Annotated in this window: 20 protein-coding genes; 8 read left to right on the forward strand and 12 right to left on the reverse strand. The window is 72.6% G+C overall.

Features of this window, described 5'->3' with window-relative positions; translation table 11 throughout:
* Positions 1-6: 6 nt before the first annotated feature.
* A complete protein-coding gene (locus AC24FB_RS13070) occupies positions 7-816 on the reverse strand; it encodes a class F sortase (protein WP_425715223.1) in 810 nt (269 codons plus the stop codon).
* Between the two features lie 20 nt (positions 817-836).
* Positions 837-1,655, reverse strand: coding sequence for a hypothetical protein (locus AC24FB_RS13075; protein ID WP_425715222.1), 819 nt, complete (start codon positions 1,653-1,655; stop codon positions 837-839).
* Positions 1,656-1,865: 210 nt separating this feature from the next.
* Between AC24FB_RS13075 and AC24FB_RS13080 the strand changes: the two genes are divergently transcribed.
* Together AC24FB_RS13080 and AC24FB_RS13085 are read left to right on the forward strand one after the other, a co-directional pair.
* Positions 1,866-2,630: an HAD-IIB family hydrolase gene (locus AC24FB_RS13080; protein WP_425715248.1), complete on the forward strand. Its 765-nt coding sequence runs from the start codon at positions 1,866-1,868 to the stop codon at positions 2,628-2,630.
* Between the two features lie 88 nt (positions 2,631-2,718).
* A complete protein-coding gene (locus AC24FB_RS13085; RefSeq protein ID WP_425715221.1) occupies positions 2,719-4,740 on the forward strand; it encodes a hypothetical protein in 2,022 nt (673 codons plus the stop codon).
* A gap of 78 nt (positions 4,741-4,818) precedes the next feature.
* Here the strand turns inward: AC24FB_RS13085 and AC24FB_RS13090 are convergent, their stop codons facing one another.
* From AC24FB_RS13090 to larE, 7 genes are all read right to left on the reverse strand, one after another.
* Positions 4,819-5,877 (reverse strand): glutathione S-transferase family protein, encoded by a 1,059-nt coding sequence (locus AC24FB_RS13090; RefSeq protein ID WP_425715220.1) that lies wholly within the window; start codon positions 5,875-5,877, stop codon positions 4,819-4,821.
* 205 nt (positions 5,878-6,082) lie between these two features.
* Positions 6,083-7,102 carry a TRAP transporter large permease gene (locus tag AC24FB_RS13095; protein WP_425715219.1) on the reverse strand — a complete coding sequence of 340 codons (1,020 nt, stop codon included), beginning with the start codon at positions 7,100-7,102 and terminating at the stop codon, positions 6,083-6,085.
* On the reverse strand, positions 7,102-7,764 hold the full coding sequence (locus tag AC24FB_RS13100; RefSeq protein WP_425715218.1) for a TRAP transporter small permease: 663 nt from the start codon (positions 7,762-7,764) through the stop codon (positions 7,102-7,104). The genes AC24FB_RS13095 and AC24FB_RS13100 overlap by 1 nt, the downstream gene beginning before the upstream one ends.
* Before the next feature lie 37 nt (positions 7,765-7,801).
* The gene (gene dctP / locus AC24FB_RS13105) at positions 7,802-8,533 is read right to left on the reverse strand and encodes a TRAP transporter substrate-binding protein DctP (RefSeq protein WP_487560229.1); all 732 of its coding nucleotides are present in this window, start codon (positions 8,531-8,533) and stop codon (positions 7,802-7,804) included.
* A 54-nt stretch (positions 8,534-8,587) separates the two neighbouring features.
* A complete protein-coding gene (locus AC24FB_RS13110; RefSeq protein ID WP_425715217.1) occupies positions 8,588-8,794 on the reverse strand; it encodes a hypothetical protein in 207 nt (68 codons plus the stop codon).
* 323 nt (positions 8,795-9,117) lie between these two features.
* Positions 9,118-9,834: a nickel pincer cofactor biosynthesis protein LarB gene (gene larB / locus AC24FB_RS13115; RefSeq protein WP_425715216.1), complete on the reverse strand. Its 717-nt coding sequence runs from the start codon at positions 9,832-9,834 to the stop codon at positions 9,118-9,120.
* A gap of 13 nt (positions 9,835-9,847) precedes the next feature.
* Complete coding sequence (gene larE, locus AC24FB_RS13120) at positions 9,848-10,765, reverse strand: ATP-dependent sacrificial sulfur transferase LarE (protein ID WP_425715215.1); 918 nt, start codon at positions 10,763-10,765, stop codon at positions 9,848-9,850.
* A gap of 181 nt (positions 10,766-10,946) precedes the next feature.
* Between larE and AC24FB_RS13125 the strand changes: the two genes are divergently transcribed.
* The 3 genes from AC24FB_RS13125 to AC24FB_RS13135 all read left to right on the forward strand — a co-directional run bounded on the left by AC24FB_RS13125 (position 10,947) and on the right by AC24FB_RS13135 (position 17,219).
* On the forward strand, positions 10,947-11,972 hold the full coding sequence (locus AC24FB_RS13125) for a LacI family DNA-binding transcriptional regulator (protein ID WP_425715213.1): 1,026 nt from the start codon (positions 10,947-10,949) through the stop codon (positions 11,970-11,972).
* Between the two features lie 171 nt (positions 11,973-12,143).
* A complete protein-coding gene (gene gndA, locus AC24FB_RS13130; RefSeq protein WP_425715212.1) occupies positions 12,144-13,595 on the forward strand; it encodes an NADP-dependent phosphogluconate dehydrogenase in 1,452 nt (483 codons plus the stop codon).
* Positions 13,596-14,114: 519 nt separating this feature from the next.
* The gene (locus AC24FB_RS13135) at positions 14,115-17,219 is read left to right on the forward strand and encodes a glycoside hydrolase family 3 protein (protein ID WP_425715211.1); all 3,105 of its coding nucleotides are present in this window, start codon (positions 14,115-14,117) and stop codon (positions 17,217-17,219) included.
* Positions 17,220-17,340: 121 nt separating this feature from the next.
* Here the strand turns inward: AC24FB_RS13135 and AC24FB_RS13140 are convergent, their stop codons facing one another.
* Complete coding sequence (locus AC24FB_RS13140) at positions 17,341-18,657, reverse strand: nickel-dependent putative hexonate epimerase (RefSeq protein WP_425715210.1); 1,317 nt, start codon at positions 18,655-18,657, stop codon at positions 17,341-17,343.
* Between the two features lie 98 nt (positions 18,658-18,755).
* Between AC24FB_RS13140 and uxaC the strand changes: the two genes are divergently transcribed.
* From uxaC to AC24FB_RS13155, 3 genes are read left to right on the forward strand one after another with little or no spacing between them, the layout of a single operon-like run.
* Positions 18,756-20,189: a glucuronate isomerase gene (gene uxaC, locus AC24FB_RS13145; RefSeq protein WP_425715209.1), complete on the forward strand. Its 1,434-nt coding sequence runs from the start codon at positions 18,756-18,758 to the stop codon at positions 20,187-20,189.
* Complete coding sequence (locus AC24FB_RS13150; protein WP_425715208.1) at positions 20,186-21,598, forward strand: mannitol dehydrogenase family protein; 1,413 nt, start codon at positions 20,186-20,188, stop codon at positions 21,596-21,598. The genes uxaC and AC24FB_RS13150 overlap by 4 nt, the downstream gene beginning before the upstream one ends.
* Positions 21,589-23,103: a gluconokinase gene (locus AC24FB_RS13155; protein ID WP_425715207.1), complete on the forward strand. Its 1,515-nt coding sequence runs from the start codon at positions 21,589-21,591 to the stop codon at positions 23,101-23,103. Before AC24FB_RS13150 ends, AC24FB_RS13155 begins: the two co-directional genes overlap by 10 nt.
* Position 23,104: 1 nt before the next feature.
* On the opposite strand, the gene AC24FB_RS13160 is transcribed toward AC24FB_RS13155, so the two are convergent.
* Both AC24FB_RS13160 and AC24FB_RS13165 read right to left on the reverse strand, forming a co-directional pair.
* The gene (locus AC24FB_RS13160; protein WP_425715206.1) at positions 23,105-23,896 is read right to left on the reverse strand and encodes an ABC transporter permease; all 792 of its coding nucleotides are present in this window, start codon (positions 23,894-23,896) and stop codon (positions 23,105-23,107) included.
* Positions 23,893-24,915, reverse strand: a complete 1,023-nt coding sequence (locus tag AC24FB_RS13165; protein WP_425715205.1) for an ABC transporter ATP-binding protein — start codon at positions 24,913-24,915, stop codon at positions 23,893-23,895. The genes AC24FB_RS13160 and AC24FB_RS13165 overlap by 4 nt, the downstream gene beginning before the upstream one ends.
* Positions 24,916-24,919 lie beyond the last annotated feature (4 nt).

The raw sequence follows: 24,919 nt of genomic DNA on the forward strand, positions 1-24,919 counted from the left end.
GGACGGTCAGCCGTCGAGTGCGGCGTAGACGATGAAGTTGTCCTCGAGCATCCCGGTCTCCGGGTTGAGGCCGTCGCAGGTGATGAGCCGGAGCTCGGGCCCCGGCGTGTTCCCGTAGACGTCGAGCGTGGGGAACTCCTGCTGGTAGAACTGCTCGGTCCGGTAGACGGTGAAGGTCGCCACCGAGCCGTCGTCCCGCGTGACCTCCACGGTGTCGCCGACCTCCGTGCTGGGCAGGTCGGCGAAGATCCCGGGGCCGCCCTCGCTGCCGTTGCGGTGCCCGAGGACGACGGACGGTCCGGCCTCGCCCGGGGTGGGCGAGTGGACGTACCAGCCGGCCGGCGACCCGAGGTTGTACGGCGGGACCTCGATGACCCCGTTGTCCTGGATCCCGAGGTCCATGACGTCGGAGTCGACGCCGAGGCCGGGGATCTCGATCCGGGCGGGCTCCGAGGCGGGTAGGGCGGCCGGCACGGCATCCTCCGGCGCACCGTCCTCGCCTTCCGCGCCCGCGCCGTTCGCGCCCTCGCCGCCGTCGCCCGGACCCGTCGACGGAGCCTCCGTCGCCGATCCGCTCCCGGACCCGGTGTCCGACTCGCTCCCGGGGGAGGGAGCAGGACCCGCCGACGCCGGCGGTGCGCCGGGGGTCGCGCCGTCGGTGGGCGAGTCCTGCTCCCCGTCCGGGGCGCTCGACGACGACGGGCCGACCGGGTCGGAGTACTCGGGCTCGTCGGCCCCCGAGCAGGAGCCGAGAGCCAGGAGCGCGGCCGCCGCGCAGGCCGTGAGGCCCACGCGGCGGCCGTGGATGCGAGGCATCGTCAGTCGCTCCTCGTCGCTCAGGCGGTGGCGGCGCGACGCTTGAGCGCCCAGGCTCCGCCGCCGACGACGCCCAGACCCAGGACGCCCGCGCCGATCGCGAGGGCGGCGCCGTCGTCGGACTGCTGCACCGGCGAGCCGGTGTCGGCCCCGCCGTGCGGCATCTCGCCGACCTGCGAGACCGTCACCGCGCCGCAGGCGGCGGGCAGGGTCGCCGCGAGGGGCAGCGCCGGGTCGAGCTCGCTCTGGGCGCCGGCCGCGGCGTCGGACAGGTTGGCGGGGTCGACGCCGTGGACGACCACGACGGCGGTCCCGTCCGCGAGGGCGGCCACGGTGTCGTCGTCGAGCTCGACGGTCCGCTCGTAGGTGTAGGACGAGCCGCCCGGGAAGCGGTCGACGGCGAGCCCCGAGTCAGGGCTCGTGTCGCCCTCGGTCGTCAGCGAGGTCGCGATCATCCCGTAGAACGGGTGTCCCTCCTCGACGTTGACGGCGTCGTCGCCGTTCATGTCCGCCTCGGGGCCGGGGCACACGCCCTCGGCGCCGATGTGGATGTGCTGGGCGTGCGGGAACGGGCCGTCCATGAACGTCTCGGCCGCGCCGGAGACGTTCATGGACACGGTCGCCTCGTGGCCGTCGAGCTCGAGCCAGAAGTCGCCCGTGGTGCCGCTGTTGTTGAGCTCGCCGAGGTGGGCCTGGCCGGACCACGTGCCCTCGGCGTGGCTCCCGCCGTCGCCGCTGCCGTCGTCGTGCCCGTCGCCGTGCGCCAGGGCGGGAGCCGCCGCCAGCGTGAGCGCGCCGAGCGCGAGGGCGGGTGCCGCCAAGAACTTCGTCGTTCGCATGATGAGCTCCTTCGTGTTCCGTCGATCGGACACTCAGGGTTCGGAGCGGGTGGGCATCCGGATGGGTCCGGATTCCACGCAGTTCTCGTGCGGCTCGACCGGGCGCTGCTCGCGTTCCTCGGCCTCGCCGGCTGACCACGCCCGGCCGCGCGGCGGGCAGCGAGCCTAGGATCGAGTTTCCGCCGACCCACTCAGGGAGCCCCCGTGCCCATGCCCGCCCTCGTCGCCTTCGACCTCGACGACACCCTCGCGCCCTCGAAGCAGCCCCTGCCGGACCCGATGGTCCGCGCCCTGGCCGATCTGCTCGCGCGCGTGCCGGTCTGCGTCATCTCGGGCGGCGACGTCTCGCAGTTCCGCACCCAGGTGGTCGAGCGGATGGCCGGCCACGACCTCACCGACCTCCACCTCCTGCCGACCTGCGGGACCCGCTACCTGCGGATCGAGTCCGGTGAGCTCGTGCAGGTCTACGCCAACGAGCTCGAAGCCGAGCTCCGCGCGGCCGCGGCCGGCTCCCTCGAGCGGCGCGCCCGCGAGCTCGGCCTGTGGGAGAGCGAGACGTGGGGGCCGATCATCGAGGACCGCGGGACCCAGATGACGTTCTCGGCCCTCGGCCAACGCGCCCCCGTGGACGCGAAGAAGGCGTGGGACCCGACGGGGGAGAAGAAGGAGCGGCTGCGTGCCGCCGTCGCCGCCGACCTCCCTGAGCTCGAGGTCCGCTCCGGCGGGTCGACGTCGGTCGACATCACCGCCCACGGCATCGACAAAGCCTACGGCATGACGCGGCTCGCCGAGCGGACCGGCATCGACCTGGCCGACATGCTGTTCGTCGGCGACCGCCTCGACGAGGGCGGCAACGACCGGCCCGTCCTCGACCTCGGGGTGCCCTGCCGCGCGGTCGAGGGCTGGGAGGAGACGGCCGAGCTCGTGACGTCCCTCGTGGCAGATCTGGACGCCGCCCGTCGCTCGGCCGGCTGACCAGCACCGCCGACTGCGCGACCACCACCTCCTGCCGATCCTGCCCGAACGGCCTACCGTGGACGCGGTTCCGACCGGGAGGGGTGACATGAGCACCGTTCGATCACCACGCAGGGCCGCGCTCGCCGCGGCCGCCGCCACCGCGCTCGTCCTCGCCGCGTGCGGCACGGGCGGGGACGACACCGACGCCGGGCAGGAGTCCGGCTCCGGCGGCGGGTCGGCGGAGTCCGAATCGGCCGACAACGTCGCGGAGAGCGTGGCACCGACCGAGTCGCTCGTCCTCGAGGGCGACGGCACCGCGCGCTCGGTCGCCGCCTCCGAGACCTACTTCGCCTCCTCGCCGATCGTCGTCCTCGCCCCCGACGGCGCACCCCGTTCCGTCGAGGCAACCTCCGCCGCCGTGCACCTGGGCGTCCCGGTGCTCGTGGACGGCGACGACGCCGCCGAGGCCGCCGAGATCGAGCGGCTGGGCGCATCGACGGTCGTCGCCGTCGGGCCGGTCACGGTCCCCGACGACGTCGACGTGGACGTCGCCGCCCCGGCCGACGACGCCGAGCTGGCCGCGCTCGTCGGCGGGCCCGAGCTCGCCGAGGTGGGCGCGGCCGACGCCGTCCAGACCGTCGCCGCGAGCGCCGACGAGCTCGCCGTGGCCGCCCACGACTGGGATCCGGCCGCGGCGTCGGACGCGTCCGAGGAGGGAGGCGGCGCACAGGACGGCGCCGAGACTCCGAGCGACGCGACCGACGGAGGCGCCACCGACGAGTCGCCCTCCGACGCTCCCGGCGAGACTGCGACCGACAGCGCTGACGGCGCCGACGCCACCGACGACGCCACGACCGACGGCCCCGCCGAGACCGGCGATCACGAGATCGTCACCCAGCTTCCCGACCTCGGCGACACGGAGCCGGCCGGGGCCGAGACCGTCGCGCTGGGTGGCGGGACGCTCGACGAGCTCGCCGTCGCTGCCACGGCCCGGGCGGCCGGTGCCAACGTCGTCGTCGCGAACGGGGGAGACCCGCGCGCGAGCGCGGCGGGCGTCGAGGCCGTCCATTCTCTCGCGAACGACCTCGGCCTGGCGTCCGGTGGGGAGAGCGACTCCGACGCGCCCGGAGAGTCGACGAGCGACGGCACGGGGACCGAGGAGTCGGACACCGGCGCGGACGAGTCGGCCTCGGACCCGTCCGGCCCCGGGGCGGAGGGCACGGACGCGGCGGGGCTCGTCGTCGTCGGGCTCTCTCCCGACCTCGGTGACGCCGAGCAGCTGAGGAGCCGCACCGAGTCGGCCGCCACTGGTGTCCAGCTCCCGGCCGGCGGGCAGCTCGTCCTGCCTGAGCCGTCCGGCGACCAGGCCGGCGCGATGTACGTCGCCCTCTACGGCAGCCCGGACGGGGCCGCCCTCGGCGTGCTCGGGGAGCAGGGGCCGGAGGACACGATCACGCGCGCCGAGGAGGTCGCCGCCGAGTTCGACGGGCTCACCGACGAGACGGTGGTGCCGACCCTCGAGATCATCGCGACCGTGGCCTCGAGCGAGGCGGGCGACGACGGCGACTACTCCAGCGAGACGCCCGTCGAGCGCATCCGACCGCTCGTCGACCTCGCCGCCGAGCACGGGATGTACGTGGTCCTCGACCTGCAGCCCGGACGGACCGACTTCGTCACGCAGGCGCGGTTGTACGAGGAGCTGCTGCTCGAGCCGCACGTGGGGCTCGCGCTCGACCCCGAGTGGCGGCTGAGGCCCGACCAGGTCCACCTCACGCAGATCGGTCAGGTGCCGGTCGAGGAGGTCAACGAGGTCGTCACCTACCTCGCCGACCTCACCGACGAGCACGACCTGCCGCAGAAGCTCCTCGTCCTCCACCAGTTCCAGGTGCGGATGATCCCGGACGTCGACCAGGTCGACCAGTCGCGGGACGAGGTGCGGGTGCTCATCCACGCCGACGGCCAGGGCGGGCAGGGCGACAAGCAGGCCACGTGGCGCACGCTGCTGGCCAACGCCCCGTCCGTGACGGCGTGGGGCTGGAAGAACTTCTACGACGAGGACACGCCGCTGCTCGGCCCCGATGGCACGATGGCGGTCCAGCCGACGCCGGACCTCGTGACCTACCAGTAGCCGCGCGGGACGGAGCGAGAGACCGCCTCACCTGTCGAGAGTGCGGCTCAGGACCGAGCTTCTCGTCGAGAGTGCGGGTCAGGCGGCGCCGTGGCCCTCCGCGACCTCCTCGCCCTCGGCCACCGGGCCCGGGGGAGTGCCGTCGCCGAACGGCCGCCCGCCGAGCGCCTCGCGGCCGTGCGGCGTCAGCCAGCTCCACAGGTCCGGCCCCTTCGGCACGATCCCGGACGGGTTGATGTCCGTGTGCACCTCGTAGTAGTGCTGCTTGATCTGGACGAAGTCGATCGTGTCGCCGAACCCGGGCGTCTGGAACAGGTCCCGGGCGTACCCCCACAGGGCCGGCATCTCGCGCAGCAGGTTCCGGTTGCACTTGAAGTGCCCGTGGTAGACGGCGTCGAACCGGGCGAGCGTGGTGAACAGCCGGACGTCGGCCTCGGTGATCGTGTCGCCCACGAGGTAGCGGCGCTCCGTCAGCCGGTCCTCGAGCGTGTCGAGGGCGGTCCACAGGCGGTCGTACGCGGCGTCGTAGGCGTCCTGCGAGCCGGCGAACCCGCACCGGTACACGCCGTTGTTGACCTCGGTGTAGACGTGCCGCATGACCTGCTCCATCTCGTCGCGGTGCTCCGCGGGGAGGAGGTCGGGCGCGCCGTCGCGGTGGTGCTCGGTCCACTCCGTCGACAGGTCGAGCGTGATCTGGCCGAAGTCGTTGGTGACGACCTGGCCCGTGCGCTCGTCGACGATCGCGGGCACCGTGATGCCGCGCGAGTAGTGCGGGTCGCGCGCGAGGAAGGCGTCCTTGAGGCGCGGGATCCCGAGGACGGGGTCGACGCCGCCGGGGTCGAGCTCGAAGGTCCACGAGTCGGCGTCGTGGGTGGGGCCGGGCTGCCCGAGGGAGATGACGCCCTCGAGGCCGAGGAGGCGGCGAACGATGACCGTGCGGTTCGCCCACGGGCACGCGCGCGCCGCGACGAGGCGGTATCGGTTCGGCTCGACCGGGAAGTCGCCCGAGTCGGGTGCCGGGTCGCGGACGATCCGGGTGGGGATGTAGTTCGTGTCCCGGGAGAACTCCTTGCCCGGGACGGAGTAGGTCCCGCCGGTGGAGTGCTCGGGACGGCTCTCGGACGGCTGCTCGCTCATCGCCCCAGCCTACGAGGGCGGGTCTGCCGGGGACGGGACGAGAGCAAGGGCCGGAGGACGCACGGCACCGGGAGACGACGAGAGCCGGGCGACACCGAGAGCCGGGAGACGACGAGGGCCGGGCGACGACGAGGGCCGCGGCCCGAGAAGCTCGTGCTTCCCGGGACGCGGCCCTCGACCGGCCCGACGGTTCGGTGTCCGAGCGCTACACGAGGCCCATGAGCTGCGGCAGCCACATCGACAGCTGCGGCACGAACACCACGAGGAACAGCATGGCGATGATCGCGAAGAGGAACGGCCACAGCTTGGCGATGACCGGCTCGATCCGGAGTCGCGCCACCCGGGCGCCGACGAACAGCACGTTGCCGACGGGCGGTGTGATCGTCCCGATCGACAGGTTCATGACGACCATCGCACCGAAGTGGATCGGGTCGATCCCGAACTCCTGCACGATCGGCAGGAAGACCGGCACGAAGATGAGGATCGCCGGCGTCGGGTCCATGAAGGTGCCGACGATCAGCAGCACGACCATCATCAGCAGCGACGGGAAGGCGCGCCACAGCACGAGCATCGCCTGGCGGAACGTCACCCGGTCCGCCGTCTTCAGCCTGCCCGGCTGGCGCACGGCATAGATCGCGACGACGATCATGCAGGCGGCAGCCCACAGGAGCCCCGGGATGAGGCCCGACATGAACAGCGCCGCGATCGACGTGCCGGAGACCAGCGAGTAGACGATGAACGTGTTCGACGGCGGGATGAGCATGCCGGACGGCGCGGAGGCGACGTTGACCGCAGCCGCGAAGCCGCGGTCGTACTTCTCGGCGACCATCCGGTTGTTCATCACGTTGCCGACGGCGGCGGCCGCAGCGACCGCGGCGCCGGAGACGGCCCCGAACATCGCGTTCGCCGCCACGTTCGTCTGGGCGAGCGAGGCCGGCATGCGTCCGATGAGCACCTTCGCGGCGTCCACGAGCCGCCCGGCGATACAGCCCGAGTTCATGATGACGCCCGCCAGCACGAACATCGGGATCGCGAGGAGCGGGAAGCTGTTGATCCCCGTGAACATGCGCTGCGCGGAGATGAGCACCGCCTGCTCGGAACCGAGGATCGGGATCGTCGCGAGGAAGGACGAGACGCCGATGACGACGGCGATCGGCACGGAGAGCACGATGCCGATGACGATCCCGCCGACGAGGATCAGGGCTGCGAGGGTCGTGGGGTCCATCACGCCTCCTTCGTCGGGCCGGCGGACGAGTCGCCGGGGGTGCCAGGACCGTCGGCCGCAGCGGCCGCGTCGTCGGACACGGACCGACGGTTGCCGGTGCCGTCGTCGGTGGGTGCCAGGACGATCGACTCGACCTCATCGGCACCGACCCGGACGTCGGGGTCGTCCTCGTCGGTGTGGTCGCCGTACGGCGCCTCGGCGCCGGTGGCGACCTGGAGGATGTAGTAGATCGAGTAGAACGCGATGAGCACGCCGGAGATCGGCAGCGCGAGGTACATCTGACCCAGCGTGAACGGCAGGGCCGACAGGTTCTGCAGCCACGCGTTGTCCGACGCACGCATCCCGCCCCAGATGAGGACGACGACGGCGAACGCCAGGACGACGAGCTGGACGACGATGGCCAGGACGCGCTCGGCGCCGCCGGGCAGCTTGCGGGCGAGGAACTCGACCGCGATGTGCCCGCGCTCGCCGAACACGAACGCCGAGGCGAACAGGCCGAGCCAGACGAAGGTCAGCCTGGCGCCCTCCTCCGTCCAGGTGGCGGGGTCGCCCAGCACCTGCCGGGTGAAGATCTGCCACACGAGGACCACGACGAGCAGGGCGAACAGCACCACCGTGATCCAGTACAGGGCTGTGTCGAGCACCCTATTGATGGCTCTCATGCGTCACCTCCTTCGGTCATGACTCGGCCTGTCCGGATCACTCGGCCGCTGCGCGCGCCGCGTCGTAGAGCTCGCGCTGCGAGTCGGTGGTGATGAACTCGTCGGCCAGGGCCTCGAGCGGCTCCGCGAAGGCGGCGTCGTCGACCTCGGTGAAGGTCGCGCCGCCCTCGGTGGCGCCGTCGATGGCCTCCTGCGTGGCGTCGGCCCAGAGCTGGGTGTGCTCCTCGTAGGCCGCGGTCCAGGCCTCGTCGAACGCGGCCCGGTCCTCCTCCGACATGCTCTCGAGCAGGTCGGTGTTGATGATGAGGTAGTCGAGGCCGACGAGGTGGTTGGTGTACGACCAGTACGGCGCCACCTCGTAGTGGCGCTGGGTGAAGTAGGAGACCTCGTTGTTCTCCGCGGCGTCGACGACCCCGGACTGCAGGCCCGTGTACAGCTCGCCGTAGGCCATCGGCGTGCCGTTGCCGCCGAGGGCCTCGGCCATGGCGATGTGGAGGTCCGACTCCTGGACGCGGATGTCCATGCCGGCGAGGTCCTCGGGCGTCTCGACCGGGCCCTCGGTCGTGTAGATCGACCGCGCACCCTGCGTGAAGCCGCCGAGGACGGTGAAGCCGTTGGACTCCTCGAGCGAGGTGTACAGCTCGCCCGTGATCTCCGGGTCGTGGATGACGTTCATCTGGTGCTCGACGTCGTCGAAGACGGGGGGGAGGTTGAAGGTGACGAAGTCGTCGTTGAGGTTCTCCAGCTGGGTGCCGGAGACGATCGCCATGTCGACGCTGCCGTCGGAGACGAGCTGGAGGGCCTCGGCCTGCGCGCCGAGCGTCTAGTTGGGGAAGACCTCGATGTCCCAGCCGTCGGTGTTCTCCTCGAGGTAGGTGCCGAAGTTGTCGAGCGCCACGTAGGAGGGGTGGTCCTCGGTCTGGTTGAGCGCCAGGCGCATGCTGGAGCCTGAGGCGTTCCCCTCCTCACCACCGCCGTCCCCGCCGCCGCACGCCGCCAGGAGCAGCGCGGCGCCCGCGGCGCCGGCCACAGCGATGACCGAGTTCTTGTGGTTTCTCGTGAGATGTCCGTCCTTGGCTCGGGGGAGACTCCGTCGTCAGACCCTGGGTGTGGCGTACCTTGCCGCGTCGTGCGTCCCGGGCGGGCAGCGATGCCGTGCCCCGATCGAAGGGGCGGCTGGCCGACGGAGGTGCAGCTGTTGTCGGTGGACGACATTCAGTCAGATCGACGGCGACGACGAACACCGGTTGCCACGAGTTGTCAGACCCGCGGCATCGACGGTATCGCCCCTCGACGGGCCCACGACGGTCACGCTCCCGGAGGACCTACGACGCGCGTGGACCGTCCGGTCGGTCAGGGCGCCGTGATCTGCGCGGCCAGGTGACCGGCGCCGTACCCGTTGTCGATGTTGACGACCGCGACCCCGGGGGCGCACGCGTTGAGCATGGCGAGCAGCGCGGCCACGCCCCCGAACGACGCGCCGTAGCCCACAGACGTGGGGACCGCGACGACGGGAGCCGCCACGAGGCCCGCGACGACGCTCGGCAGCGCCCCGTCCATCCCGGCCGCGACGACGATCGCCGCCGCCGAGCGCAGGAGCTCGAGCCGCCCGAGCACGCGGTGGAGGCCGGCGACCCCGACGTCGACGACGAGCTCGGTCCGACGCCCCAGGTGCTCCGCGGTGTGCCGGGCCTCGAGCGCGACCGGCAGGTCCGACGTTCCCGCACTGAGGACGACGACGAGACCACCCGTGGGCTCGGGCGGCTCCGGCGGCCACGCGAGGAGGTTGGCCTCCGCGTGGTGCGCGGCGTCCGGGAGCGCCTCGAGGACCGCGCGGGCGCGCGCGTCGTCCGCACGGGTGAACAGGGCACGGGTGCCGCGCTGCGCGACCTCCGCGGCGATCGCGGCGACCTGGCTGGGCGACTTCGGCCCGCACAGGACCGCCTCCGGGTAGCCCCGCCGCTCGGCCCGCTCGTGGTCCAGGTACGCGACGGCCTCGAGCTCGGGCCCCGGCCGCCACCCGTCGCCCCCGGGAGCGCGGTCGGAAGCCGGGGGTTCGACGTCGGGCACGCCGGAATTCTCGTCAGCGGCCATGGGTGACGTCGACGAGGGGGAGGGTGAAGGCGCCGGACTGGATGCCCCGCAGGTCGACGGCGGCGAACCGGAAGCCGGCCGCCGTGACGGCCGCGTGGACCTCGTCGTGGAGCTCGGCGGCACGGACGATCTCGTCGGCCGGGAGCTCGATGCGGGCGACCTCTCCGTGGTGCCGCACGCGCCCGTCGGAGAAGCCGAGCCGGCGCAGCGCGCTCTCGGCGGCGTCGACCTGCGCGAGCTTCTCGGGGGTGACCTCCTCGAAGTGCGGGATGCGGGAGGCCAGGCACGGCGCCGCGGGCTTGTCCGCCACCCGCACGCCGAGCTCGCGGGCGATTCGGCGGACGTCCCGCTTGGTCAGTCCGGCCTCGGCCAGCGGGCGGAGCACGCGGTGGTTCGTCGCGGCCTGCGCGCCGGGGCGGTCCGGGCGCAGCGCGTCGTCGGCGTTCTCCCCGTACGCGACGGCGGCCAGACCGAGCTCGACCACGAGCTCGTCGGAGATGCGGGTGAACAGCTCGTCCTTGCAGTGGAAGCAGCGGTCGGGCCCGTTCGCCCGGTAGGCGGGGTTGTCGCCCTCGTGGGTGGCGACCTCGACGACGCGCGCGCCGATCTGCCGCGCGGTCTCGTGGGCGGCCGTGCGCTCGTCGGATGCGAGCGACGGCGAGACGCCGAGGATCGCGACGACGCCGTCCGCGCCGAGGGTGCGCACCGCGACGGCGAGCAGCGTGGCGGAGTCGACGCCGCCCGAGTAGGCCACGCCGAGCGGGGCGTGGCCGGACAGGAGCCGGCCGACGCGCTCGACGTCGCCGGGCAGCAGCTCGCCGGCTCCGGAAGCCTCGCCGGCCGGTTCGCCGCCGGCGTCGCGGACTGTGGCGGACGGGACGGAGCTCGTCGTCGCAGGGGTGCTCATCGCTGGTCTCCCTCGTTCTTCGGCGCGCCCGTCGTCGGATGCGCCACGGTACCCATGACCGGCATCGTCACCGAGCCCGCATGCCTCACCAGCCTCGTTGCCACGGGTTGCCATCCGGTTGCCGCGCGACCGCCTCGGCGTCCCCGCTGCCTGACGGACACCGCCCGGCTACCGTGTGGACATGGAGAAGGAAGGGGTGCCGCCGAAGATCCCCACGATCTACGACGTCGCCGCCGCTGCCGGCGTGTCGCCGTCGACCGTCTCCCGCGCGCTCGCCCGTCCCGGGCGCGTGAGCGCGGAGACGGCGGAGCGCGTGCGCGCCGTGGCCGAGGAGATCGGCTACCGGCGCTCGGTGGTCGCGCCCGCGCTCGGTACGGTTCCCAGCAAGCTCTTGGCGATGGTGGTGGCGGACATCGGCAACCCGCTGTTCGTCGACGTCTTCCGGGGCGCCGAGGTGGCTGCCGGTCGCGCCGGCTACACCATGCTGCTGTTCGACGCCCGCGAGGCGGAGGCCCGCGAGCGCGCCGCCGCCGAGTCGTTCCTCGACTTCGTCGAGGGCTTCATCCTCGCCAGCCCGCGCATGTCCGACTCGGCCCTTCTCCGCCTCGCCAAGCAGCGGCCCGTGGTGGTCCTCAACCGGATCGTCAGCGGGTTGCCGAGCGTGCTGACCGACGGCGCACGGGGCGTGCGACGGGTGGCGGAGCACCTCGGGTCGCTCGGCCACACCGACGTGACGTACGTCGGCGGTCCGGAGGCGTCATGGGCCGACGGCGTGCGGTGGCGCGGTCTCCAGGAGGCGGGGGAGGAGCTCTCCCTGCGCGTGCGCCGGATCGGGCCCAACGAGCCCACGGTCTCCGGCGGTGAGATGGCCGTCGCGCGCTGGGCGCGGAACCCGGCCACGGCGGTGGTCGCGTTCAACGACGTCATGGCGATCGGGTTCGTCCGTGGCCTGCGGGCCCAGGGGCTCGAGGTCCCGCGGGACGTCAGCGTGGTGGGGTTCGACAACAGCCGCCTGGGCGCGCTCGCGACGCCCGCGATCTCGTCGGTGGCCTCGCCGCTCGCCCTCCAGGGCCGCACCGCCGTGGGCGACCTGCTCGCCATCGTCCGCGGGGCGCGTCCGCCGCAGCAGCCGGTCCTGCTACCGGTCAAGCTCGTACCGCGGGAGTCGACGGGTCCGGTCCCCGGCGGAGCGGTGCAGGTCGGGTGAGCCGGTCCGGTCATCCTGCCGGCGCGCGGAACGGTCCGGTCGGGTGACGCGGTCGCGTCAGCAGGTCGGTGCGGGTCGCTGGCAACATGTGGCCACCCGCACGCACCTGGCACTGCGGCGCCCATACTGAGGGCTGAGCACCGCAGAGTCGCCGAGGAAGGGACGACCCCTATGACCGTCAACGACACCACCGCGAGCGCGCAGATCGGGGTGATCGGGCTTGCCGTCATGGGCAGCAACCTCGCCCGCAACTTCGCGCGCAACGGCTACGCCGTAGCCCTGTACAACCGGACGACGGCGAAGACCGACGACCTCGTCGCCCAGCACGGTGGCGACGGGACGTTCGTGCCGTCGGAGTCCCTCGAGGACTTCGTCGCGAGCCTCGAGCGCCCGCGCAAGATGATCATCATGGTCAAGGCCGGTGGTGGCACCGACGCGGTCATCGAGCAGCTCATCCCGCTGCTCGAGGAGGGCGACATCGTCGTCGACGGCGGCAACGCCCACTACGAGGACACCCGCCGCCGGGAGAAGGCGCTGCGTGAGGTCGGCCTGCACTTCGTCGGCGCCGGCATCTCCGGCGGCGAGGAGGGCGCGCTCAACGGCCCGAGCATCATGCCCGGCGGCCCGGCCGAGTCCTACGAGACCCTCGGCCCGATCCTCGAGGCGATCTCGGCGAAGGTCGACGGCGAGCCGTGCTGCGTGCACATCGGCCCCGACGGTGCCGGCCACTTCGTCAAGATGGTCCACAACGGCATCGAGTACGCCGACATGCAGTTCATCGCCGAGGCGTTCGACGTCCTGCACTCCGCCGGCCTCACGCCCAAGGAGATCTCCGAGGTCTTCACGCAGTGGAACACCGGCGACCTCGACTCCTACCTCATCGAGATCACCGCCGAGGTCCTCGCGCACGTCGACGCCGCCACCGGCGCCCCGTTCGTGTCCGTCGTCGAGGACGCCGCCGAGCAGAAGGGCACGGGCCGCTGGACCGTGCAGATCGCGCTCGAGCTCGGCGTCCCGGTCAACACGATCGCCGAGTCCGTCTTCGCCCGCTCGACCTCGGGCCACGCGGCCCTGCGCACCGCTGCCCGCGCCGCGCTGACCGGGCCGCAGCGCTCGGCGGTCGACGCCTCCGAGCGTGAGGCCCTCGTGGAGAACGTGCGTCAGGCGCTGTGGTCGGCGAAGGTCGTCGCCTACGCGCAGGGACTCGACCAGATCCGCACCGCGTCCGAGGAGTTCGGCTGGGACGTCGACATCGCCGAGGTCGCGAAGATCTGGCGCGGCGGCTGCATCATCCGCGCCAAGCTGCTCGAGCGGATCCGCTCCGAGTACGCCGCCGGCAACCTCACCACCCTGCTCGAGGCCCCGTCCGTGGCCGCCGGCCTCGCCGACAGCCAGGACGGCTGGCGCGCAGCGGTCTCCCACGCGGTCGCCTCCGGCGTCCCGGTGCCGGGCTTCTCGGCTGCGCTCGCGTACTACGACACCGTCCGCGCCGAGCGCCTGCCGGCCGCCCTCGTCCAGGGGCAGCGCGACTACTTCGGTGCGCACACCTACCGGCGCAACGACCGCGACGGCGTCTTCCACACCGAGTGGTCGGCCGACCGGAGCGAGACCCAGCAGTCCTGACGAATGCGGGGAGAGTCCCTCACGAGTGAGGGGCCGGTTCCACGAGTGAGGGGACGGTCCTTCACGAGTGAGGAGCAGGTTCCACGAGTGAGGGGCCGATCCTTCACGAGTGAGGGGCCAGTTCCGCGAGTGAGCGGACGTCCTCCCGACGAGTGAGCGGGCTCAGGCCCGGCACGCACCGAGCGCTCCTCCACCTGACCACGGTGGGGGAGCGCTCGGTCGTTCGCGGGGAGCGTCCGACGGCGGCTCCTCGCCCGGGTGGGACGCGCACCTCGCGCAGGGGTTCGTCGTCGGGGGCCGTGCCGGCCAGGGACGGGCATCGTGCGGCCCGTCCCACGGTCGCCACGCCGGCCGTCCCGTACTGGTCGGCAACAGGCGGCAAGCGGGTGACCACCGCCGCGAGCCGGGCGATCGTCGACAGGTCGGTGAGGGGCAGCACCGAGGACGGAGCATCCCCCTCATCGTGCTTGCCGTGACCCCCGCGGCGAGGCAGGTCGACGACGACTGCAGGAGGAAACGATGTCCACAACCCCGAGGATGGGGCGGAGACGAGCGGCGATCGGAGCGGCGCTCGCCGTCCCGCTCACGCTGACCGTCGCGCTGGCCGGAGGAGCCGCCGCGACACCCGAGCCGACCGACGACGCGGCGGGCGACCAGGCACCCGCCGCCGAGCCGGCGCAGGAGCTCGAGCAGCCCGTGCTCGAGAGCCGGACCACCGAGATCATCGAGGTCGACGGGTACGAGTTCCGCGACCTCAACGACAACGGTGAGCTCGACCCCTACGAGGACTGGCGGCTCAGCGTCGCCGAGCGGACCGAGGACCTCGTCGGGCAGATGACGCTCGAGGAGCGCGCCGGGCTCATGCTCATCGACACGCTCAACGCGGCGTGCGTCGACGGCGTGCGCGGTGTGGTGCCGGAGAGCGGCACCGACTTCATCGAGAACCAGCACATGCACCGGTTCATCTTCCGCAACACGGTGACCAGCCCGGACGACGCCGAGTGCGGCGAGGCGGGCGGCGGCTTCAGCGCCTCCACCTCCGTCACGCCGGCCGAGGCCGCCGGCTTCACCAACGCGGTCCAGGAGATGTCCGAGTCCACCCGCCTCGGCATCCCGGTGCTGTTCAAGTCCAACGCCCGCAACCACATCGACCCCGACGCCCGCGCGGGCATCAACGAGTCGGCAGGCGCGTTCACCTCCTTCCCCAAGGAGGCCGGCATCGCGGCGGCGGCTCTCGGTGCCGAGGCCGCGGCCACCGGTGAGGACCCGAGGACGGGCGACATGTCCGTGGTCGAGGACTTCGCCGACGTCATGGGCGACGAGTGGGCGTCGATCGGGCTGCGCGGCATGTACGGCTACATGGCCGACCTGTCCACCGAGCCCCGCTGGTACCGCACCCACGAGACGTTCACCGAGGACGCCGAGCACGCGGCGGCGATCATGTCGACCCTCGTCGGCACGCTGCAGGGCGAGATCCCGGCCGACAGCGAGAACGGACTGGCGCTGAGCCCCGACACCCGCGTGGCCCTCACGCTCAAGCACTTCCCGGGCGGCGGCCCGCAGGAGCTCGGGCTCGACCCGCACTATGCGTTCGGCCGTGCGCAGGTCTACCCGCAGGGCCTCTTCGCGGCGCACATGCTGCCGTTCGAGGCGGCCATCGACGCCAGCGTCTCGTCGATCATGCCGTACTACGGCGTGCCGGTGGACGTGCCCGAGATCGGCAACGAGGACGAGGACTACCCGCTCACGGGCTTCGCGTTCTCCGACTCGATCGTCAACGGGCTGCTCCGTGACCAGCTCGGCTTCGGCGGCTACGTCAACTCCGACACCGGGATCATCAACGACCGGGCCTGGGGCCTCGAGGATGCCACCGTCCCCGAGCGCGTGGCGGCGGCCATCAACGGCGGCACCGACACGCTCTCCGGCTTCAACGACGTCCAGGTCATCATCGACCTCGTCGAGGACGGCCTCGTCACCGAGGAGCGCGTGGATGAGGCGGCCGTCCGGCTGCTCGAGCCGCTGTTCCGGCTCGGCCTGTTCGAGGACCCCTACGTGGACCCGGACGTCGCGACCGCCACGATCGGCAACGAGGAGAACCGCAAGGTCGGCCTCGAGACGCAGCGCGACTCGCTCGTGCTCCTGGAGAACCAGGAGACCGAGGACGGTCCCGTGCTGCCGCTGCAGGCGGACTCCGACGTCTACATCCTCGGTGACTTCACCGAGGAGACCGTCGAGAGCTACGGCTTCGACGTGACCGACGGCAACGTCGAGGAGGGCGAGGAGCGGCCCAGCGCCGCGGACAGCGACTACGTCCTCATCTCGATGACGGCCAGCGCCGACGGCTCGGACTACGTCAGCAACAGCGAGGAGTTCGGTCTCAACCCCGAGTTCGGCGTCAACCCGAGCGTCATCGACGGCATCCGCGGGCTCGACGGCGAGAGCCTCTGGGGCGCCTCCGACGCCTGCGTCACGCACGGCGCGGAGTCCTGCACCGACGACGGGCTGCGCTTCGGCGGCTCCTACCCCTGGGAGTCGATCATCCTCGACTTCACCGGCATGGAGGCCGCGGAGTCCTGGGAGGTCACGCCCTCGCTCGAGACCATCCAGGAGGTCATGGCCGAGGTCGACGACCCGAGCCAGGTCATCCTTCAGGTCTACTTCCGCCAGCCCTACGTCCTCGACGAGGAGAGCGGCCTGCGCGACGCCGGTGCGATCCTCGCCGGCTTCGGCGTCAGCGACACCGCGCTGATGGACGTCCTCACGGGCGAGCACGCGCCCCAGGGGCGGATGCCGTTCGCCCTCGCCGGGACGCCCGAGGCGATCCTCGAGCAGGACACCGACGCGCCCGGGTACGAGGAGACCACAGACGGCGCCCTCTACCCGTTCGGGTACGGCCTGACCTACGAGGACGACGACGAGGAGCCGGGTGAGCCGGTTCCGCCGTCGCCGGGTCGTGGGTTCTACCTCAACGACGGCTGGGACATCTGGGCGGACCACGAGTTCTCCTTCGGTCGCCCCGGCGACCAGGTGCTCGTGGGTGACTGGGACGGCAACGGGTCCGACACGCTCGCGGTGCGTCGCGGGAACGCGTATTTCCTGTCCAACTCGCTGTACGGCGGGAACGCGGACGTGGAGCTGACGTTCGGCCGCGACGGCGACACCGTCCTGGTCGGTGACTGGGACGGCGACGGCGTGGACTCCTTCGCCGTGCGGCGGGGCAACTCGTACTTCCTGACCAACTCGCTTGCGGGTGGGGATGCGGAGACCGAGCTGGATTACGGCCGCGCCGACGACGCCGTCCTCGTGGGTGACTACGACGCCGACGGCATCGACACCTTCGCCGTGCGACGCGGGAACACCTATTACGTGTCCAACTCGCTGAGCTCGGGCTGGGCGGACGAGGAGTTCGACTACGGCCGCGCCAACGACGAGGTCCTGGTCGGTGACTGGGACGGCAACGGGAGCGACACGTTCGCCTCACGTCGCGGGAACCTCTACCTGGTCTCCAACACCTTCGACGGTGGCTGGGCCGACCGCGAGGTCCGCTACGGCCGCTCGGGCGACGAGGTCTTCGTCGGCGACTGGAACGCCGACGGCAGCGACACCCTCGGGGTCCGGCGCTGATCCGACCTGACGGTCACGCGTGAGCGGGCCCTGCACCCATCAGGGTGCGGGGCCCGCTTCGTCGTCGTCGGAGGGGGTGGTGGTGAGGGGAGGTCTGCTCACTCGCCAGGCCGAAAGCCGCTCACTCGTGGCGTTCGTGGGTGGCGCGCTGGTCGAGCTTGGCGCGCGTCGACCACAGGCCGGCGGACGGGGTCGAGATGTAGAAGACGCGCTCGCCGTCGGGCATGGTGTTCCACCCGTCGACCATGACCTCCGGGTCGTACCGGGTCAGTGCCTCGTCGACGTCCATGTATCGGTACCCGACCCCCTCGATGTCCTCGCGCGTGAGCTTGCCCGGCGCGTAGGTGATGGTGAACCGGCCCTCGGACGAGCCGTGGGGGAGGTGCGCGGTCCCGTGGGGGATGTCCTGCATGTCGGCCTGGCTCTGATAGAGCTCGACCGCCTCGGACTGCGAGATGTAGCCGTACTTCCGGATGAGCGCGTCGACCTCGGGCTGCTCGCCGAACCGCTCGACGCCGGGGGCGATGACGAGGAGCTCCCCGCCGTCGGCGATGGCCATGCGCGTACGGTAGACGGCCTTGTTCGCCACCCACGTGGCCCGGAACTCGTCGGCCTGCATGACGGCGACGATCTTGTCGACCGGCTCGTCGAACTGGGTGATGTTCTGCTCCTGCGAGGCACGCGCGGCCTCGAGGTAGGTCTCGAGGTCGTCGCCGACGTAGACGCCGGTGTGCCGCAGCGCGCCGGAGTCGTCGTAGTCCATGACGACCTGGAGGTAGACGTCGGGCAGGTCGGCGAGGAAGTGGTCCTCGGCGTAGTTGAAGCACTGCCGCACGGGGGTGAGCAGGTTCCCGAGGTTGTTCTCGATGCCGTACACGGCCGAGGCCATGTGCGAGGCGCCGAGCAGGCGCTTTCCGCCGAGCCCGATGAAGTAGTTCTTGTTGTGGTTGGCGAACCCGAGGACCTCGTGGGGGACCACGTGGCCGACGTTGACCACGAGGTCCCACTGCTCGGTCACGAGCATCGTGTTGAGATCGACTGGCATCTCCCAGTCGACGGCGCCGCCGGTCGCCTCGCGCACGACCTCCGCCGGCACGGTGCCGACATTGGTGACCCCGTTCTTCCAGTCGTGCGCGTGGATGCGCTCCTCGGGGATCGAGCCGAACATCCACTCGTTGTCCTCGCGCGTGTGCGGCACGTGCTGCCCGAGGGTGGGGATGACGTGCACCTCGGCGCCGGCGGCGTCGAGCCGCTTGTACAGGTACTCCGTCATCCACCCCGTGCCGGAGTGCGCGCGCGTGAGGTCCGGCGGCAGCAGCAGCACGCGCCGCAGCTCGGCGATCGAGAGCCGGTCGACGGCCTCGTCGATCATGCGGTCGCACAGCTCCTCGATGCGCTCGCGGGAGAGGAACCGGGCTTCGTCCTTGAACCACGTCATGCGGGAGAGCATGGCCCGAGCGGCGCCCGTCGCGCCACCGGTTGGCAACGGTTGGCAACGTTGTGGCCATCCCCGTGGGTCTTCGGGACGATGCTGGCATGAGCGACGACGCCCACGACTCCATGCTCGCGCACCCCGACCGCCTGCTCCCCGCCGATCCGGCCGTGCGGGACGTGGCGCGACGCCTCTACGCGAGCACCAAGGACCTGCCGATCATCTCGCCGCACAGCCACGTCCCGCCGGCCTGGCTGGTCGACGACGAGCCGTTCCCCGACCCGGCGTCGCTGCTCCTCGTCCCCGACCACTACGTGCTGCGGCTCCTCCACGCGAACGGCGCGGAGCTCAGCGACCTCGGCCGCGGGCCCAACGGGCCGCTCGAGCTCGACGAGGCGGCGGCGCGCAAGGCGTGGCGCATCCTCTTCGAGAACTACCACCTCTTCCGCGGCACGCCGGTGAAGTACTGGTTCGACACCACGTTCGCCGACGTCTTCGGGATCACCGAGGCGCCGTCCGCGGCCAACGCCGACGCGGTCTACGACCAGGTCGCCGAGGCCCTGACCACGCCCGAGTTCCGCCCCCGTGCGCTGTTCGAGCGGTTCGGGATCGAGGTGCTCGCCACCACGGACGACCCGCTCGACGACCTCGCCGCCCACCGCGCGCTCGCCGCCGACCCGACGTTCACCGGCCGGGTCGTCCCCACCTTCCGACCGGACCGGTTTCTCGAGCCCGCCCGGGGCGACTGGCCGGACCTCGTCCGCCGCCTGGGGGAGTCCGCGGACACCGACACCGGCACGTACGCCGGGTACGTGGCCGCCCTCGAGGCCCGGCGCCGGTACTTCAGGGACAACGGGGCGGTCTCTTCGGACCACTCGCACCTCGACCTCGGCACGGAGCCGCTCGCGACCCCCGACGCCGAGCGGATCTACGCCGCGGCGCTGCGCGGCGAGGCCACGACCGACGAGGCGACGGCGTTCCGCCGCCACATGATGAGCGAGACCGCCCGCATGGCAACCGAGGACGGCCTGGTGATGACGCTCCACCCGGGCGTGCGCCGGGACCACGACGTCGACAACCTCGCCCGGTACGGGCACGACGTCGGCTCCGACATCCCCGTCTCAGTCGAGGTCACCGACTCGCTGCGCCCGCTGCTCGGGCGCTACGGCAACCACCCGGACCTCCACCTCGTCCTGTTCACCATCGACGAGACGGTGTTCTCCCGCGAGATCGCCCCGCTGGCCGGCTTCTACCGGTCCTTCTACGCGGGCGTCCCGTGGTGGTTCATCGACGCCCCGGAGGCCATCCGCCGCTTCCGCGGCGCGGTCACCGAGACCGCCGGGTTCTACCGGACGTCCGGCTTCATCGACGACACCCGGGCCTTCCTGTCGATCCCCACACGCCACGACATGTCCCGCCGGCTCGACGCCGCCTACCTCGCCGAGCTCGTGTCCACCCACCGCCTCACCGAGGAGGAGGCGGCAGCGACCGCCCTCGATCTCGTCACCACGATCCCGAAAAAGGTGTTCAAGCTGTGAGCGCTCGGCTCTCCCGCGGCCCGGAGCACCCGGCCGCCCCGGTCCGCCTCGTCCACGTGGGGCTCGGCAACTTCTTCCGCGCCCACCAGGCCTGGTACACCCACCACAGCCCCGACTCCGCCGACTGGGGCTACGCCGCCTTCACCGGCCGGAGCCCCGCCGCGGCCGAGGCGCTCGCCCCGCAGGGCGGCCGCTACACACTCGTCACCCGGGGGCCCGACGGCGACGAGCTCGAGGTGATCGATTCCGTCGTCGCCGTCCACGCCGCCGACGACCACGACGCGTGGCTCGGCTACCTGCGCGACCCCGACGTCGCCGTCGTCACCCTCACCGTCACCGAGGCCGGCTACCTGCGCGGCCCCGACGGCGGGCTCGACCTCGCGCACGAGGGCGTGGCCGCCGACGTCGAGGCCCTGCGCGCCGACCCGACCGCATCCGTCGGCACCGCACCCGGCCGCCTCGCCGCGGGCCTCATCGCCCGGCGCGCCGCCGGCGCCGGTCCGATCACCCTGCTGTCCTGCGACAACCTGCCGGGCAACGGCGAGGTCCTGCGCCGGGTCGTCACCGACCTGCTCGCGGCTCTCGGCGCGGACCCGTCGGTCGCCGAGGGGGTCGACTTCGCGGCCTCGATGGTCGACCGCATCACCCCCGCCGCCACCGACGACGACGCGGCCCTGGTCGAGCGCGAGCTCGGCGTCGTCGACGCGTCGCCCGTGACCACCGAGCCGTTCAGCGAGTGGGTCGTGGCCGGGACGTTCCCCGCCGGACGCCCGCGCTGGGAGGACGCCGGGGCAACGATCGTCGACGACGTCGAGCCGTACGAGCGGCGCAAGCTCCTTCTCCTCAACGGCGCGCACTCGCTCATGGCCTACGCGGGCCCGGTGCTCGGCCACGAGACCGTGGACCAGGCGTTCGGCGACCCGCAGGTGCGCGCGTGGGTCGAGGAGCTGTGGGACGACGCGTCCGAGACGCTCGACCTGCCGTCCGACGAGCTGGACGCCTACCGGGCCGCCCTGCGCGATCGCTTCGCCAACCCGCGGATGCGCGACTCCCTGGCCCGCATCGCGATGGACGGCTCCCAGAAGCTGCCGGTCCGTCACGTCCCCGTGCTGCGCTCCGCGCGCGAGGTCGGCCGCCTGCCCGGTGGTGCCGTCCTGGCCGTCGCCGCCTGGATCACCCACCTGCGCGGCTGCGGGGTCCCCGTCAACGACGTCCACGGCGACCGCTGGCGCGAGCTCGCCGCGGGACCGGCCGGCGAGGCGGTCGCCCACGTCCTCGGCGAGCTCGTCCCCGACCTCGCCGGTGACGACGAGCTGCAGGCCGCAGTCGCCCGCGAGCTCGAGGCGCTCGAGGCGCCCGGCGGTCCGGGCGACACCTCGGCGGGGAGGGGGACGACGCCGTGGGAGTGATCGTCGGCCTCGACGTCGGCACGACCGCGGCCAAGGCCGTCGCGGTCGACCCGGCCACCGGCTGGCGCACGGCCGCGACCGCCGAGTACCACCTCGCCTCCCCGCACCCACGGTGGCAGGTACAGGACCCCGGCGAGCTGCTCGGCGCCGTCGACTCGGTCCTCGCCCGGGTGGTCGCCGCGGCCGGTGACCGGACGGTCGACGTCCTCGGCGTGGGCACGGCCATGCACGGGCTCATCGGGCTCGACGACGGACTGCGCCCCGTCACCGACCTCATCACCTGGGCGGACACGCGCTCCCACGCGGAGGCGGCCGAGCTGCGCCGCGAGGGCCGGGCGGCGGGGCTGCTCGCCCGCTCCGGCACTCCCGTGCACCCGATGAGCCCGCTGACCAAGCTCATGTGGTTCGGCCGCAACGACGCCGCCACGCTGCACGGCGCCTACCGCTGGGTCGGCCTCAAGGACCTCGTCCTGCTCCACCTCACGGGCTGGGTCGTCACCGAGCTCTCCACCGCGTCCGCCACAGGCCTGCTCGACCTCACCACGCGCGACTGGTCGCCGGCCTCCCTCGAGCTCGCCGGCGTGGAGCGTGAGCAGCTCCCCGACATCCTCTCGACGACCGCGCTGCTCGAGGTCTCGCCCGACGCCGCGCGGACCACCGGCGTCCCGGCCGGCACGCCCGTCAACGTCGGCGCCACGGACGGGCCCCTCGGCAACCTCGGCACCGGAGCGATCCAGCCCGGCGTCGCCGGCATGTCCATCGGCACGAGCGGCGCCGTGCGGACCGTCGTGCCCGAGCCGCGCACCGACGAGCGCGGGCGCCTGTTCTGCTACGCCCTGACCGACGACGCCTGGGTGGTCGGCGGCGCCATCAGCAACGGCGGCGTGGTCGCGCGGTGGGCGGCGGAGAGCTTCCTCCCGCAGGCCGACGGCACGGCGCGGGATGCCGAGGCCCTCGCCCTGGCGGCCACCGCCCCGCCCGGCAGCGACGGCCTCGTCATGCTGCCCTACCTCCTCGGCGAGCGCGCCCCCCTGTGGGACCCCGACCTCACGGGCGCCTTCCTCGGAGTGCGGCACGGGCACGGCCGCCAGCACTTCCTCCGTGCCGCGGTCGAGGGAGTGTGCCTCCAGATGGCCGACCTCGTCGACGTGCTCGACGGCGTCACACCGGTCACGGAGGTCCGCTGCACCGGCGGGGTCTTCCGCTCCGAGCTGTGGCGCACGAGCATGGCGGGCGCGCTCGGGCGGCCGCTCGTCCCCACCGACGACGCCGAGGGCTCCGCCCTCGGGTCCGTGGCCCTCGCGGTCCTGGCCACCGGCCGCGCGGACGACCTCGCCGGCGCCCTCGCCCAGGTCGCGCCCCCGGGCGGGGTGGACGCGCCGGTCGAGGTCCCCGCCGAGGACGTCGCGACCTACGCCGACATGCGCGGCCGCACCCTCGACCTCCTGCGCGCCTACGGGGAGCTCGCCGAGCACCTCGGGGCGCTGGCCGGCGCACGGGGCTGACTCACGCGCGCATCGCGCGCAGCCCGATCCCGAGGCCGACGACCAGCGTGAGCACGGTCGCGACCACCCCCGTGGCGACGTCCCGGGACAGGAGGTCGCCGGCGGCGAGCGCCCGCTCGGCGTCGATGAGGTGTGTCAGCGGGTTGACGGCGGCGGCCCCCTGCATCCAGCGTGGCCCGTCCTCGAGCGGCAGCAGCATTCCGGACAGGAGCAGCAGCGGGAAGATCATCGTCTGCTGGATCGCCCAGAACATCCATTCCGTCGAGGCCGTGGCGACCCCGAGGGCGTAGGACAGCGACGCGAGCCCGACGGCGAACAACCCGAGCAGCACGAGGCCGAGCAGTGTGCCGACGACGTCCGCCCGGTAGCCGAGGAGAACCGCTACGACGAGGAGGACCGCGCTCTGGGCCAGGACGGGAGCGAACTCCTTGAGCGCCCGCCCCACGAGGAGGGCGGAGCGAGGGACCGGCGTGACCAGCGTCCGTTCGTGACTGCCGGCGTGGATCTCGAACTGGAGGTTCGAACCTGTCATCCCGACGCCGAACAGGACGATCATGCCGAGCACCCCCGGCACGAACCAGGTGAGCGACTCGGCGAGCGGAACTCCGACGGTCCCGGCCAGGAGCGGCCCGAACAGCAGGAGGAACGTCAACGGCTGGACGAGGTTGAAGGTGACGGAGAACGGGTCGTGCAGGACGGGTCGGAGCTCGCGGAGCATGATTGTCCAGGTGGCCTCCACCAGACCCGGACGACGAGGCGTGAGGGTGGGCGGCGTGTCGTGCGTCGCGGTCATCGTGCACCTCCCGAGGTGACGGCCTCGGCGGGCGTGTGCTCGCCGTCGCGGAGCGACCGGCCCGTGAGGCCGAGGAAGACGTCGTCGAGGGTGGGGTGCTCGGCCCAGGCCCCGACGACGCCGCGGCCGGCGAGATCGGCGACGAGCGTCGGCAGGGCGGCGCGCGCGTCGGGGACGGGCACGCTGATCGTCGTCGTGCCTGTGCCTGTGCCTGTGCCTGTGCGTGTGCCTGTCGCCGTCGGGTGGTGGCCGGCCACTCTCAGGCCGGCCGAGACCTCGTCCAGACGCGCGGACTCGACGTCGAGGTGGATGCGGTCGCTCGCGAGGTCGCGCTTGAGGGACTCGCCGGTGCCGTCGGCGACGATCCGACCGCCGTCGACGACGAGGACGCGCTCGGCGTAGCGGTCCGCCTCCTCCAGGTAGTGGGTCGTCAGCAGGACGGTCATGTCGTCCTCGCGCCGCAGCCGCGTGACGTGCTCCCAGAGGTTGGCGCGCGCCTGCGGGTCGAGCCCCGTCGTCGGCTCGTCGAGGACGAGAAGGCGCGGCGCCGGGACCAGGCCGAGGGCGATGTCGACCCGGCGGCGCTGACCACCCGAGAGCGTGAGGACCTGGCGCTCGGCGAGGCCGGCGAGGTCGAGGGCGTCGAGGAGGTCGTCCACCCGTCGGCGGACGGCACGGGCGGGAAGGCCGAACAGCGCGCCCTGGGCGAGCAGCTCGTCGCGCACCCGCTGGTTCTGGCTGGCGCCGTGCTTCTGACCGACGTAGCCGATGCGGGCCCGGACCTCGTCCGGGTCGCGGCTGACGTCGAACCCGCAGACCCGGGCGGCGCCGGAGGTGGGGGTGAGCAGCGTGGTGAGCATGCGCATCGCGGTCGACTTGCCGGCGCCGTTGGGGCCGAGGAAGGCCGTGAGGGTGCCGGGGGCGACGTCGACCGTGAGCTCGTCGACGGCGCGCACGGGCGTCCCGCCGCTTCGGTCGAAGACTTTGCTGAGCCGTTCTGTGCGGATGATGGGTTCCATGGGC

Source organism: Georgenia sp. Z1344, from assembly GCF_057652375.1.

Bases quoted from the DNA above. Each gene is read 5' to 3' on its own strand.
- AC24FB_RS13070 (WP_425715223.1), bottom strand. From the start codon at position 816: ATGCCTCGCATCCACGGCCGCCGCGTGGGCCTCACGGCCTGCGCGGCG.
- AC24FB_RS13075 (WP_425715222.1), bottom strand. From the start codon at position 1,655: ATGCGAACGACGAAGTTCTTGGCGGCACCCGCCCTCGCGCTCGGCGCG.
- AC24FB_RS13080 (WP_425715248.1), top strand. From the start codon at position 1,866: ATGCCCGCCCTCGTCGCCTTCGACCTCGACGACACCCTCGCGCCCTCG.
- AC24FB_RS13085 (WP_425715221.1), top strand. From the start codon at position 2,719: ATGAGCACCGTTCGATCACCACGCAGGGCCGCGCTCGCCGCGGCCGCC.
- AC24FB_RS13090 (WP_425715220.1), bottom strand. From the start codon at position 5,877: ATGAGCGAGCAGCCGTCCGAGAGCCGTCCCGAGCACTCCACCGGCGGG.
- AC24FB_RS13095 (WP_425715219.1), bottom strand. From the start codon at position 7,102: ATGGACCCCACGACCCTCGCAGCCCTGATCCTCGTCGGCGGGATCGTC.
- AC24FB_RS13100 (WP_425715218.1), bottom strand. From the start codon at position 7,764: ATGAGAGCCATCAATAGGGTGCTCGACACAGCCCTGTACTGGATCACG.
- dctP (WP_487560229.1), bottom strand. From the start codon at position 8,533: ATGGCGATCGTCTCCGGCACCCAGCTGGAGAACCTCAACGACGACTTC.
- larE (WP_425715215.1), bottom strand. From the start codon at position 10,765: ATGAGCACCCCTGCGACGACGAGCTCCGTCCCGTCCGCCACAGTCCGC.
- AC24FB_RS13125 (WP_425715213.1), top strand. From the start codon at position 10,947: ATGGAGAAGGAAGGGGTGCCGCCGAAGATCCCCACGATCTACGACGTC.
- gndA (WP_425715212.1), top strand. From the start codon at position 12,144: ATGACCGTCAACGACACCACCGCGAGCGCGCAGATCGGGGTGATCGGG.
- AC24FB_RS13135 (WP_425715211.1), top strand. From the start codon at position 14,115: ATGTCCACAACCCCGAGGATGGGGCGGAGACGAGCGGCGATCGGAGCG.
- AC24FB_RS13140 (WP_425715210.1), bottom strand. From the start codon at position 18,657: ATGACGTGGTTCAAGGACGAAGCCCGGTTCCTCTCCCGCGAGCGCATC.
- uxaC (WP_425715209.1), top strand. From the start codon at position 18,756: ATGAGCGACGACGCCCACGACTCCATGCTCGCGCACCCCGACCGCCTG.
- AC24FB_RS13160 (WP_425715206.1), bottom strand. From the start codon at position 23,896: ATGACCGCGACGCACGACACGCCGCCCACCCTCACGCCTCGTCGTCCG.
- AC24FB_RS13165 (WP_425715205.1), bottom strand. From the start codon at position 24,915: ATGGAACCCATCATCCGCACAGAACGGCTCAGCAAAGTCTTCGACCGA.